The organism is Ihubacter massiliensis, from assembly GCF_024125305.1.
GTDB classification, from domain to species: Bacteria; Bacillota; Clostridia; order Peptostreptococcales; family Anaerovoracaceae; genus Hominibacterium; species Hominibacterium faecale.
The window spans coordinates 448907-461493 of record NZ_JAMXVH010000001.1; the positions used below are offsets into that span (position 1 = coordinate 448907).

The window sequence follows — 12587 nt, forward strand, 5'->3', positions numbered from 1 at the left end:
GTAAAGTCAGAAAATTGGTGTTTGCCTTTGACGAATGGAAAATAAAGGAGTAAAATAAAGAAAAAGCACTGTTTGGAAAGTGGGGTGGAATCATGAATAATTATGTTATTACCATCGGCAGACAGGTTGGCAGCGGAGGCTCGGTTCTTGGAAAAGCTATCGCAGAGTATTTTGGATTCAGCTACATTGATAAAGAGCTGCTGAAAAAGGCAGCTGAGGAGCTGAACATTCCACAAGAGGATCTTGAAAATCTAGATGAACAGGAGTACCGGGTAGGAAAGTCTCTGTTCCAGTCCAGCATTTACAATTTGCCCTATATGACAGATGCATGGCTGGTACCGACGGGGGCAAATCTCTATCAGATTGAATCGGAGCTGATCCGTCAGTCGGCAGATGAAGGGCCTTGCGTAATTGTGGGACGGTGCGGATCTGATTTGTTCCGCGGCTATAAGAAGCATGTAAGCTTTTTTCTCCATGCTGACGAGGATGAAAGATTGGAGCGGCTGGAAAACACCCTGGATTTTTCCCACGAAAAATCACTGAAAATGATCGAAAAGGCCGATAAGGCAAGAGCGCGGTATTACAATACGTATACCGGAAGGAAATGGCTGGATCTGACCGGATACGATTTGTGCATCGACACCGGAAAACTGAGTGATGAGCAAGTGAAAGAAATCGCAGTAAACTACATTTGCACCAGATTTCCCGAACTGAAAAACAGACTTTAATACTACCGTCAAAGGACGGGCCGGGCTTGCGGCCCGGCAGGATTTATGGACATGAAATATTACACCAGGCAAGGGACTGCCGCATGAGGCAGTCCCCTTTTTGCGGAGTGCCGCCGGTGTTACTTTATCAGTTTACATCAAACTTGTGCATGTTCAGCCCGTGCGTCCTCAATTTTCGCCTCGAATCCCGGCCGATGGGAAATCGGGTCAGCCCATTTAATTTTCGGGAAAACCCAAAGAAAAAATTTCAAGAAATTTTTTAAAAGAGTGTTGACAATACTACATAAGAGTGGTAAATTTAAACTGTAATTAGCACTCACTTATAAAGAGTGCTAACAGGAGGGGCTATCATGGATTTAAGTGAAAGGAAACTGAAAATATTACAGGCTATTATCAGCGACTTCATTAGAACAGCAGAGCCGATCGGTTCCAGAACACTTTCCAAAAAGTTCGACTTGGGGATAAGCCCGGCAACGATTCGAAATGAAATGGCTGATCTGGAAGAGATGGGATATCTGACTCATCCCCACACATCAGCAGGTCGTGTTCCCTCTGAGCTGGCATATCGTCTTTATGTAAACGATATGATGAAAAAATATGAATTGAGCGAAGATGAAAAAAATGCCATTGCAAGCAAGCTTTATGAAAACGTGACGGAACTTGAAAAAACGGTACAGCACGCAGCGAAAATTTTATCGGATATTACCAATTTAACGTCGTTCGCCCTGACACCGTCGCCGGATGAAGATACATTAAAATACATTAACCTGCTGCCGGTAGACGAACATACCGTTGTTCTGATGATCGTTTCCCACAGCGGTAAGGTATCTAACACAGCCCTCAAGCTGAAGGTACCTTATACAGAGGATGGTCTGGAGCTTTTAGCCAAGACCATGACTTATAATTACCGAGGCAAGACCATCAGCGAAGTACTTACCTTAGATATTATCGAAAGCTTTGAGACGGATATCGAAGCCATGAGCACTTTGGCAAGGAAGGTCGTACCTAACTTCATCAAGACCCTGGAAGATATGCTCAACGTCAACTTGTACATGGATGGACTGACCAACATCTTTTCCATTCCTGAGTACAATGACTTGGATAAAGCAAAAATGTTTCTGGAAATGCTCAATAAAAAAGAGGACTTTACAAAGACATTGATCAACCGGGAGAACGGTGTAATCATAACCATTGGAAAAGAGAATGCCGAAGACATCATGCAGGATTGCAGCCTGATTACCGCCACTTATCATGTGGATGGAAAGCTGGCCGGCAAGATCGGCGTGATCGGGCCCACGCGGATGCGATACGGGCAAATTACTTCGGTCGTTGAATATTTGACGGAGAATATAAGCAATACGTTTAAACTGTCAGGAGGAGGTAAGGATGACGACTAACGAGCAAAAAGAACGCGAAATGGCTGAAGAAATAGCCGAAGAAAAAAAGGAGCAGCAAACAAAGGAAGCTGAAGCGTCCTGCGATGACGAAGCAAAAAAGGAAGAAAACCAATCCCAGGAAGGCGAGGAAGCGGAGAAACAGGAAGAATGCAAGGAACCTGAGGAGGACGAAGGTTCCCGCTATATGAGGTTGATGGCTGATTTCCAGAACTACAAAAAACGGGTAGAAAAGGAAAAAAGCGATATCTATTCCTATGCCAATGAAAAACTGGCGATTGAACTTCTGGCCGTCCTCGACAACTTTGAGCGGGCGCTGGAGCATAATGCCGATGACGCAAGCTTTAAAGAAGGTATGGAAATGATTTTCAAACAGCTTTTCGATGTGCTTGAAAAGGCAGGGCTGAAAGAAATACCTGCCCTTGGAGAAGAGTTTGACCCTAACTTCCACAATGCGGTGATGAATGAAGAAACCGATGAATATGAAAGTGGTAAAGTTTCCGGCGTCATGCAGAAAGGTTATACGCTCAACGGCAAAGTCATCCGCCCGTCCATGGTGAAGGTGGCCAGCTGATTAAAAGGTTAATGTTTAAAAATTTAAATACATGAGAAATACAATATAAAAGGAGAGATTAACATGGGAAAAGTAATAGGTATAGACTTAGGTACAACAAACTCGTGCGTAGCAGTATTAGAAGGGGGAGAACCTGTCGTAATTGCCAACGCAGAAGGAAACAGAACCACTCCATCCGTAGTTGGCTTTGCCAAGAACGGTGAAAGATTGATCGGTGAAACCGCCAAAAGACAGGCCATCACCAACCCGGACAGAACCATTGCTTCAATCAAGCGATACATGGGTACTGACCACAACGTAGAAATTGACGGTAAAAAATACACACCGCAGGATATTTCCGCAATGATTCTGAGCAAACTGAAGGCGGATGCGGAAAGTTATCTGGGCGGTACAGTAACAGAAGCCGTCATCACAGTTCCCGCTTACTTTACTGACAGCCAGAAGCAGGCTACGAAAGATGCAGGTAAGATCGCCGGACTTGATGTAAAGAGAATTATTAACGAGCCGACGGCTGCTTCCTTAGCATACGGTCTTGATAAAGATGAAGCGCAGCATAAAATCCTGGTATATGACCTGGGCGGCGGCACATTCGACGTTTCCATTCTGGAGCTGGGCGACGGCGTATTCGAAGTACTGGCTACAAACGGAAATAACAAACTTGGCGGCGATGACTTTGACGAAGCCGTGCTCAATTATCTGGCAGATACATTTGCGAAAGAAAATGGCATTGATTTGAGAAATGACAAGATGGCGCTGCAGAGATTGAAAGAAGCTGCTGAAAAAGCGAAGAAAGAATTGTCCAGCGCGCAGACCACCAATATCAACCTGCCGTTCATCACTGTAAATCAGGACGGACCGCTGCACATGAACATGGACCTGACAAGGGCCAAGTTCGAACAGCTGACCGCCGATCTGGTTCAGAAGACCATCGAACCAATGCAGAAAGCTATGAACGATGCCGGTGTTAACAACAGTGATATTTCCAAAGTAATCCTGGTCGGCGGTTCCACCAGAATCCCGGCTGTACAGGAAGCAGTTAAGAAAGTGACAGGAAAAGACCCGTTCAAGGGAATTAACCCGGATGAATGCGTAGCCATCGGCGCTGCTATTCAGGCAGGCGTACTGACCGGTGAAGTAAATGACGTACTGCTGCTGGACGTAACTCCGCTGTCCCTTTCCATCGAAACATTGGGCGGCGTAGCGACCAAGCTGATTGAAAGAAATACAACGATCCCCACCAAGAAGAGCCAGATCTTCTCCACAGCGGCGGATAATCAGACAGCTGTCGATATCCACGTCATGCAGGGGGAACGTGAAATGGCGGCCGGAAACACCACATTGGGACGCTTCCAGCTGACCGGTATTCCTCCGGCTCCCCGCGGAGTACCTCAGATCGAGGTTACCTTCGACATCGATGCCAACGGAATCGTAAATGTACACGCAAAGGATATGGGTACCGGCAAAGAACAGAGCATTACCATCACTTCTTCCACAAAACTGTCCGACGATGAAATTCAGTCTAAGGTAAAAGAGGCTGAACAGTACGCGGAAGAAGACAAGAAGAGAAAAGAAGAAGTTGAAGTTCGCAACCAGGCAGAAACGCTGGTATATGAGACAGAAAAGAACCTGAAAGAAATCGAAGGAAGTCTGTCAGAAGAAGAAAAAAATGCAGTAAACGCAGCTAAGGACGATCTGTCCAAGGCGCTTGAGGGCACCAACATCGACGAGATCAAGGATAAAACGGAAAAACTTACTGAACAGTTCCACGCTATTTCAGCTAAGATGTACCAGCAGGCACAGCAAAACGGCGGAGCAGGCGGCGCGGGATTTGACCCCAACATGGGCGGCCAGGCAGGCGGCGGCGCAGAAAGCGGCCCTGCAGGAGACAACGTAGTAGACGCTGACTATGAAGTAGTGGATGAGGACAAGAAAGACAACTAATCCAACTCTGACAGAGCACTCCTTTTACAGGGAGTGCTCTGCCCGAGTATAATACTTAAAGTGAGGAAAAGGCTATGGCAGAGAATAAGAGAGATTACTACGAAGTCCTTGGACTGCAAAAGGGCGCCAGCGATGATGAAATCAAAAAAGCCTTCCGAAAGATGGCCATGAAATATCATCCGGACAAAAATCCCGGGGACAAAAAAGCCGAAGAACAGTTCAAACAAGTCAATGAAGCATACAGCGTTTTATCCGATCCTGAAAAGAAAAGCAAGTACGACCGTTTCGGACATGCAGGAGTAGATCCCAATGCCGGATTCGGCGGTGCGGGCGGCGGTTTTGGAGGCTTTGGCGCGGGCGGCTTTGAGGATATCTTCGATATGTTCGGAGGTATGTTCGGCGGAGGCGGCTCCCGACAGAGGCGGAGAAACGGCCCCATAAAAGGTAATGACCTGCAGAAAGCGATGACCATTACCTTCGAAGAAGCTGCTTTTGGTACAAAGAAAGAAATACAGATTAATAAATATGTGGAGTGCGAGACCTGCAGTGGCACCGGTGCACAGCCCGGTACTTCAAAAAAGACCTGCGGCAAGTGCGGAGGAACCGGAGAGGTTCATACGACACAGAGAACACCGTTTGGTACATTCCAGAGCTCATCCCCATGCCCGGACTGCGGAGGTACCGGACAGATCAACGAGCATCCGTGCGGCGACTGCGGCGGAACTGGGAAAGTGAGAAAGTCTGTCACCATTTCTGTGGATATTCCAGCCGGCGTTGACAACGATTCGGTCATATCCATCAAAGGACAGGGCGAACCGGGCAGCAACGGCGGCCCCAACGGAGATTTGTATGTTGTATTGACCGTAAGGCCGCATAAACTATTTGAACGAAAAGGCCAGGATCTGTGGCTGGAAATTCCCATCACTTTCGATCAAGCGGCTCTTGGAGACGATATTACCGTCCCAACCTTAGAGGGCAAGGTGTCCTATAAAGTTCCGGCGGGAACACAACCGAATACCGTGTTCAGGCTGAAAGGAAAAGGCGTAAAATCCGTACGCTCAAGTAGAAAAGGTGATCTGTATGTAAGAGTGATTTTGGAGGTTCCAACCAAACTGAGCGGCAAGCAGAAGAAAGCGATTCAGAACATGGCAAAAGAAGTGAAGAACGATTGCTATAAAAGGAAAAGCGGATTTTTAGACTCCATGAAGGAGTTCTTCAGTTAAAAAGATTATATAAAAGAGACTGGGTGCATTTGTTGCCCAGTCTCTTTTACTTGATATTATTGTTGTAATTTTTGCAATTTTGAAACAACTATTGACTATATGGTAACCGGATCGTTTATAATAAACTTGTTGACTTTATAAAAGGAAGTGTCAAAATGAAATTAAATCTGAAAACCAAAATTGCATATGGCCTTGCCGGTGTGGGAGATTCGGCGCTTTATAGTCTAGCAGGAACATTTTTGCTGTTTTTTCTGAGCACAGTGGTCGGTATCAGCCCCGGTATTGCAGGAACGCTTGCAGCCATCGGCTCAGTGTGGGAAACGATCTGCGGTGCTATCGTTGGTTATCTTTCCGATAATACCTATACCAGATTCGGAAAGAGAAAGCCTTATCTTCTGATTGCAGCCTTTCCACTGGCGGTATTGACAGGCCTTTTATTCACGACCATCAATGCTAGTGAAATTGTCCGCGTACTCTATTATGGAATTGCCATACTGCTTTTTTGGACCTCGTTTTCGACCTTCTTTGTTCCCTATTTGGCTTGGGGAGCGGAATTGACCCAGGATTACGATGAACGGACGGTTTTGCGGGGATATACCTATTTTTTTAATACCCTTGGTATGGCCATCGGTATGATTCTTCCCAACATTATCGTTGATTTCCTTTTGAATCAGGGTAAAAGTTCGACCCAGAGCTGGCAGCTGATGGCTGTGTTCTGCGGAGTTTGTTCAGCTCTGACGATTTTAATCGGAGCGGCAGGGATCAAAGACCGATATGAGAAGGAATACGCTCAGAAAAAAGCTGCCGGCACGCTGCCGGAGAAGAAGAGGAATAAGGTAAAACCAAAGGAACTTTTGCGCATGGCCTGGGATATGGTGCGAAACTATGGACAGATTCTAAAGCTGCGCTCCGTTCGTTTTATTGTTGGCACCAGTGTTTTTTACTTGATCGCTTACGCCATTTTCTGCGCCGACAGAATGTATTTCTTCACTTATAATATGGGACTTTCCGCGGCGGGAATTACCTTTATCCTGGCCGTTATGACCTTTGCTTCTGTGGTGTTTGTGCCGGTTATTCTGCGGGTCAATCAATACTTTGATAAACGAACCATGTTTATTTTCGGTATGGGGTTCTGCGCCCTCATCATGGCCTTGTTCGGCATTACCGGCGTTTCTTCCATGATCATGCTCTGCCTCTTTTCCCTGGCATATTGCGTGGGGAGCATTTGCTACTGGCAGCTGGTGCCGGCTATGATCTATGATGTCTGTGAAGTGGATCAATTGGCCAACGGAAAAGAACGCGCCGGGCTGGTGATTTCACTCCAATCTTTGTCAGAGTCTTTGGCCAATGCGGCTGGTATGCAGATTTTGGGCCTGATTCTTCAATTTGCCGGATTCAACGGTGAAGCCGAGGCTCAATCGGATCTGACACTTGTTTGGATGCACTTATCCTTTACCGTGATCCCAGCGTTTTTCATGGTGCTGTCAATCATTATGGTCATAAAATACCCGATCACCAAGACGGTATACAATGAGGTTTTGGAAGCTTTGGGACGCCGTCAAAAGGGCGAAGATATTGATCTTGAACCCTTTAAAAAATTGATCTGATCATGCTTTGTAAAGAGGTAGAGATAACTTTACCGTGTAATTGTCATATCCGTTAGCGGACATTTCATCCAACAAAAGATCTTCATAGATATGCGTCCCCGGCCGATATCCGCAATCGTCTGCATATTGCAGCAGGCGGGCGCAAATGGTTTCTACGTTATCATAGCCTTTATTATCACAGCAGACAGCGAAATCGCCCGCCGGGCAGACAACTACCTCACCCGAATTCGAACAATCGGTGCGGGTATAAAAATGGGAATAGATATAGCTCTGGCCGGGGACGATGCACTGGATGGGAATCATGCCGCCGATGGCGTATGCACTGTAGATATCCAGGCTGTGGCAGAAGTTGAGATGCTCTGTAACCGCGGCAGCGATATCCTTGTCTACGTCAGCGCCCACATACTCGGTGGCAATCAGATATTCCTCAGGCCGCGTTTCTAGAAAAATTTTGTTGATCGGCACAGTTAATCCTTCCCTGGTAATGTCCAGCTTGGTGTTAATAAAACGCTTGAGCCATAGAAGGTCCTGAATTTTTTCTTCAACCTCCAGCTGCTGTTTTTCCAATAGGTCAATAAAGGCTCTTGGGCTGCGGTGATCCAAATATTTTTTGATGTCGGATAGAGGCATTCCCAGCTCTTTGAGCATGGAGATGGTGTAGAAAACTTCCAGCTGCATATAGGAATAATAGCGATAGCCATTATCGCCCACAAGCTCCGGACAAAGAATGCCAATATCATCATAATGGAATAACGTCTGCTTTTTTACATTACAGAGTCTGGCGAATTCGCCGGTGGTAAAATAATCCTTTAGATTTTTTTCCATTTTTTTGTTCCTCCTATTGACTATATGGCTACCATATACTTTATCATATTTTGAGTAGAAAAGAAATGAGGTTTTAGCATGTTTGATTATACCAATTTTGAAGAAGCATCGTGGCTCAGATGGGCTGCTGAGGATAAAAGTCAGGCAAAAGTCTGCATTATGGGAATTCCATTTGATAATGCGGTGAGTCTGAATAAAGGCGCTGCTAAGGCGCCGGAAAGGATCCGATCGCTGTCGGTGGACTTGTCCGATACCACGGAAGACTTTAAGGAAATTAAAGAAGGCATCCTGTATGATTTCGGCGATCTCCATTTTCAGCTGGATTGGGAGAGCTATTTTTCCCAGGTGGAGGAGAGCGCGCTTACTGTCATGGAAACAGGGGCTTTTCCACTGTTTATCGGCGGAGATCATTCCGTGACCATACCTCTGCAAAAGGCCTTCGCCAGGCACAACCAGGGCAAAAAGATCGGTATCATCCATTTTGACGCCCATTATGATTTGTGTCCATCTTACGACGAACATAAATGGTCCCATGCCTGCACGGAAGCCCGGGCTTTGGAAGATGTCTGCGGCGGCGGGGATCTCTGCTTTGTGGGCATTCGAGTGGCAGAAATACAAGAACTGGAATTGATGAAACAGCATCCTGGGATTACAACCTACCGGGCTGTCGATGTGTACGAAAAGGGCGCCGTAAACGTAGCGAAAGAATTGATCCGTAAATATACAGATTACGATGGGATCTATCTGACTTTGGACATTGATGTCCTGGATCCGGCCTTTGCGCCGGGGACGGGTACGCCGGTGGCCGGCGGGCTGTCCAGCAGAGAGTTGATTGAGATTTTTAAGCGGCTGATCAGGCAGGCGCCTGTGAAAGCGATGGATTTGGTAGAAGTTGCTCCTCCCTTGGATGTAAATGACGTGACATCCTGGGCAGCGCTTCGAATTATACATGAGGTGCTCGCCAAAGCATCTGAGTAGATATCAAGGAAGAGGTGTGAATTTATTATGGAACATTTATTTGATAAAGAAGTAAAGCTATCGACGTTTGTCAAGTTTGTAACGCCGTCTGTGATCATGCTCATTGTCATAGGCCTTTACTATATCATTGACAGTATTTTTGTAGCCAATTTCGTGGGTTCCGACGCCTTGGCAGCCATGTCCATCGTCTACCCGGTTCAAGGGCTGGTCTGGGGTGTATCGGTCATGCTGGCCGCTGGCTCCAGCGCCATTGTCGCCATCAAGATGGGCGAAGGCAAGCAGCGGGAAGCCAACGAAAAATTTACATTGATCTGTATTGTCTCGGCGGTGATCGGCGCGGCTATGATTGCGATCGGATATCTGTTTATCGATCAGTTGATTAGTTTTCTGGGGGCCACTGACCGACTATGGGATATGTGCAGCGGCTACATTCGCATTTTGATCCTGGGAGCCCCGGCAGCGTTTTTGGGCGTACTTTTTGAATATTTTATCCGTGTTGACGGCAGGCCCGGCTTTACGCTGGCCTTGTATTTGTCCGGCGGTATTGTTCATCTGGCACTGGACTATGTGTTTATTGTGGTTTTAAATTGGGGCATTCAGGGCGCCGCATGGGCAACCTTGGCGGGTCTGGTTACGGTTATGCTTTTAGGCGCTGCCTATTTTGTGGTCAGAGATACTAAACTGAAGATCGTCAAGCCTAAATGGGATGGACGCTACATCGCCCATTCCATGCTCAACGGTTCATCGGAGATGGTTTCAGAGGCATCTGCAGGAATCACGACTTTTGTATTCAATATGATTGTGATCCGCCTGGCTGGAGAGGACGGCGTAGCGGCATTGAGTATCGTACTCAATTCCCACTACCTGCTCATATCGGCTCATTTGGGATATATCACAGGAGTGGCTCCGCTGATCAGCTATTACTATGGTGCCAAAGAATATGTGAAGGTCAATATCTTCCTCAAGTATTCGAGAGTATTTATCCTAGTATCATCAGCAGCTATTGCCGTATTATGCTTTATCTTTGCTCCCCTCATAGCCCAGGCCTTTGAACCGAAGGGAACGCCGGTCTATGAGATGGCGGAAACAGGAGTCCGCTACTTATCGGCGGCATTCCTTCTTACCGGTGTCAATATCTTTGCGTCAGGGTTCTTTACTGCTTATGGAAACGGACAGATTTCAGCGCTGATCTCTTTCAGCCGGGCGCTGATTATGGTCATCATCGGCGCTGTTGGGCTGTCGTGGCTCTTCGGTCTCCATGGAGTATGGATGACGCTGGCCTTTGCGGAAATTACCACTACCGGTCTGGCGCTCTTTATGTTTAAGAAATATAAAGACAAATATCATTATGATCTGCTGTACCGGGGAGACGGAAGCGAGTTGTTATCGTCTGCAGGCATCAAGGCGAAGACGGTTGAATAGGCGGACGGCTGTTAAAGCGTTTGTTGAAAATAGGGACTGCTGTATGAAATGATTTGCTTCATGCAGCAGTCCTTTTTTAGACCCGATTGATTAATTCGAGCAAACGCAGCACCTTGCCTGACAGCAAACTTTGTCGTATAATAGAAAAGATAATATGAAAATAGAAGAGAGGGTAATATGAAGTACATCAAAGTAAAGATTTATACCAGCCAGCAGGGGATCGAGCCTCTGACAGCCATGTTGATGGAAAAGGGCATAACTGGCGCAGTTGTGGAGAATCCCGCTGACATCGAAGACCTGTTGAGCAAGAAGAAAGAATATGAATGGGACTATATCGACAAGTCGGTTCTCCAAGGACAGGACCAGGAGCCGGTCGTCTCCGTTTATTTTGAAGATACCGACGAAGGCCGTGAAAAGGTCCAGGAGCTGAAGATCGCGGTCATGATGCTCAAGAGCAAGGAGATGGAAGGAGTCTTCGGCTGGGACGCCAATCTGGGCAGGTTGTACGCAGAGGATGTGCTGGTGGACGACGAGGACTGGAAGGATAAATGGAAAGCGTATTTTAAGCCGGCAAAAGTCACGGAAAAGCTGGTGGTAAAGCCGACCTGGGAGGATTACCAGGCATCCCCCGAGGAACTGATCATTGAGATTGATCCGGGAATGGCCTTTGGGACCGGCACCCATGAAACGACTGGCTTGTGTCTGGGCCTGATCGAAAAATATTTAAAAGAAGGGCAGAGCCTGATGGATATCGGATGCGGTTCGGGAATTCTTTCCATCGCGGCAGCCAAGCTGGGAAGCGGCCCCATTCTGGGCGTGGAAATTGATCCCGACGCAGCACGTACAGCTGAAGAAAATGTAAAAGCCAATCACGTAGACGATAAAGTTACGGTGAAGATCGGCGATCTGACAAAGGACGTGGATCAGAAGACGGATCTGATCGCGGCCAATCTCATCGCTCCGCTGATCATTGAGCTGTCCCAGGCCGCCTTTGATCATTTAAGCGACGGCGGGGTGTTCATTTCCTCCGGTATTCTGACCGAGAAAAAAGCTGTCGTTGAAGAGGCCATCGTGCAAGCTGGATTTGAAATTTTGGAAACACAGGAAAAGGGAGAATGGTGCGCCGTCGCAGCCCGGAAGGCGTAGCCGATGAGCAGGTTTTTTGTCGATGCCTCCGATGTGGGAGAAGGGACCATTCAGATTGTTTCCAAAGATGACATCCGTCATATAACGAAAGTCCTGCGCCTTTCTGCAGGAGACCGAATCGAAGTGTCCGATTCGACCCAGTGGGAATACGAAGCGGAAATCGTCTCTATCGAGGATACTTGTGTGGAGGCAAGAATTCTCGATAAACAGAAGTTTGCCAGAGAACCGCAGGTGCAAGTGACCTTGTTTCAAGGTATACCCAAACAATCCAAAATGGAGACTGTGGTTCAAAAATGCGTAGAGCTGGGCGTCTATTCCATTGTACCGGTCTTTACGGAACGGACGGTTGTGGCGGATAAGGGCAACTTTGACAAGAAGCGTCAGAGGTGGCAGAAGGTCTCGGCAGAAGCGGTCAAGCAATGCCGCAGAGGCATCGTTCCCCAGATCGGGCAGGCCATTGGATTTCAACAAATGACAGAGCACCTCAGGGATTTCGACCTGGTGCTCTTTCCCTATGAAAATGAAACAGGAAGAACGATAAAGGAAAGCTTGCGGGGACTGGCCGAAAAGCCAAAAAATCTCGCCCTTATCATCGGGCCGGAGGGCGGATTTTCTGATACAGAAGCTCAACGCTTGAAAGCGTTGGAAGCCGACTGCGTCACATTGGGAAGAACGATTTTAAGAACGGAAACAGCCGGCCCTGCGGCGTTGTCCATGATTATGTACGAATTGGAGCTATAGAGGAGGGA

At 47.2% G+C, this 12587-nt stretch carries 11 protein-coding genes; 10 read left to right on the top strand and 1 reads right to left on the bottom strand.

Translation table 11 applies throughout. From position 1 onward, the window contains the following. The first annotated feature begins 92 nt into the window (after positions 1 to 92). From NIA71_RS02050 to NIA71_RS02075, 6 genes are all read left to right on the top strand, one after another. On the top strand, positions 93 to 728 hold the full coding sequence (locus NIA71_RS02050; protein ID WP_148394773.1) for an AAA family ATPase: 636 nt from the start codon (positions 93 to 95) through the stop codon (positions 726 to 728). 350 nt (positions 729 to 1078) lie between these two features. After that, a complete protein-coding gene (hrcA, locus tag NIA71_RS02055) occupies positions 1079 to 2125 on the top strand; it encodes a heat-inducible transcriptional repressor HrcA (protein WP_148394775.1) in 1047 nt (348 codons plus the stop codon). Further along, complete coding sequence (gene grpE, locus NIA71_RS02060; RefSeq protein WP_148394777.1) at positions 2115 to 2696, top strand: nucleotide exchange factor GrpE; 582 nt, start codon at positions 2115 to 2117, stop codon at positions 2694 to 2696. The genes hrcA and grpE overlap by 11 nt, the downstream gene beginning before the upstream one ends. Positions 2697 to 2759: 63 nt before the next feature. After that, positions 2760 to 4637, top strand: a complete 1878-nt coding sequence (gene dnaK, locus NIA71_RS02065) for a molecular chaperone DnaK (RefSeq protein ID WP_253019583.1) — start codon at positions 2760 to 2762, stop codon at positions 4635 to 4637. Positions 4638 to 4711: 74 nt separating this feature from the next. Next, positions 4712 to 5860, top strand: a complete 1149-nt coding sequence (gene dnaJ, locus NIA71_RS02070; protein WP_148394781.1) for a molecular chaperone DnaJ — start codon at positions 4712 to 4714, stop codon at positions 5858 to 5860. A 155-nt stretch (positions 5861 to 6015) separates the two neighbouring features. After that, positions 6016 to 7467 carry an MFS transporter gene (locus tag NIA71_RS02075; RefSeq protein WP_253019584.1) on the top strand — a complete coding sequence of 484 codons (1452 nt, stop codon included), beginning with the start codon at positions 6016 to 6018 and terminating at the stop codon, positions 7465 to 7467. Here the strand turns inward: NIA71_RS02075 and NIA71_RS02080 are convergent, their stop codons facing one another. Next, positions 7468 to 8292, bottom strand: coding sequence for a MerR family transcriptional regulator (locus tag NIA71_RS02080; protein ID WP_253019585.1), 825 nt, complete (start codon positions 8290 to 8292; stop codon positions 7468 to 7470). A gap of 78 nt (positions 8293 to 8370) precedes the next feature. Between NIA71_RS02080 and speB the strand changes: the two genes are divergently transcribed. From speB to NIA71_RS02100, 4 genes are all read left to right on the top strand, one after another. Next, positions 8371 to 9270 carry an agmatinase gene (gene speB / locus NIA71_RS02085; RefSeq protein ID WP_253019586.1) on the top strand — a complete coding sequence of 300 codons (900 nt, stop codon included), beginning with the start codon at positions 8371 to 8373 and terminating at the stop codon, positions 9268 to 9270. A gap of 27 nt (positions 9271 to 9297) precedes the next feature. Next, positions 9298 to 10692 (top strand): MATE family efflux transporter, encoded by a 1395-nt coding sequence (locus NIA71_RS02090; RefSeq protein ID WP_227755063.1) that lies wholly within the window; start codon positions 9298 to 9300, stop codon positions 10690 to 10692. A gap of 177 nt (positions 10693 to 10869) precedes the next feature. Beyond that, entirely contained in the window at positions 10870 to 11838 is a 969-nt protein-coding gene (gene prmA, locus NIA71_RS02095) for a 50S ribosomal protein L11 methyltransferase (protein WP_148394792.1), read from the top strand. A gap of 3 nt (positions 11839 to 11841) precedes the next feature. Next, positions 11842 to 12579, top strand: a complete 738-nt coding sequence (locus tag NIA71_RS02100; protein ID WP_253019587.1) for an RsmE family RNA methyltransferase — start codon at positions 11842 to 11844, stop codon at positions 12577 to 12579. Positions 12580 to 12587 lie beyond the last annotated feature (8 nt).

Excerpts from the sequence above, each read along its gene's own strand:
- NIA71_RS02050 (WP_148394773.1), top strand. The coding sequence starts at position 93 with ATGAATAATTATGTTATTACCATCGGCAGACAGGTTGGCAGCGGAGGC.
- hrcA (WP_148394775.1), top strand. The coding sequence starts at position 1,079 with ATGGATTTAAGTGAAAGGAAACTGAAAATATTACAGGCTATTATCAGC.
- grpE (WP_148394777.1), top strand. The coding sequence starts at position 2,115 with ATGACGACTAACGAGCAAAAAGAACGCGAAATGGCTGAAGAAATAGCC.
- dnaK (WP_253019583.1), top strand. The coding sequence starts at position 2,760 with ATGGGAAAAGTAATAGGTATAGACTTAGGTACAACAAACTCGTGCGTA.
- dnaJ (WP_148394781.1), top strand. The coding sequence starts at position 4,712 with ATGGCAGAGAATAAGAGAGATTACTACGAAGTCCTTGGACTGCAAAAG.
- NIA71_RS02075 (WP_253019584.1), top strand. The coding sequence starts at position 6,016 with ATGAAATTAAATCTGAAAACCAAAATTGCATATGGCCTTGCCGGTGTG.
- NIA71_RS02080 (WP_253019585.1), bottom strand. The coding sequence starts at position 8,292 with ATGGAAAAAAATCTAAAGGATTATTTTACCACCGGCGAATTCGCCAGA.
- speB (WP_253019586.1), top strand. The coding sequence starts at position 8,371 with ATGTTTGATTATACCAATTTTGAAGAAGCATCGTGGCTCAGATGGGCT.
- NIA71_RS02090 (WP_227755063.1), top strand. The coding sequence starts at position 9,298 with ATGGAACATTTATTTGATAAAGAAGTAAAGCTATCGACGTTTGTCAAG.
- prmA (WP_148394792.1), top strand. The coding sequence starts at position 10,870 with ATGAAGTACATCAAAGTAAAGATTTATACCAGCCAGCAGGGGATCGAG.
- NIA71_RS02100 (WP_253019587.1), top strand. The coding sequence starts at position 11,842 with ATGAGCAGGTTTTTTGTCGATGCCTCCGATGTGGGAGAAGGGACCATT.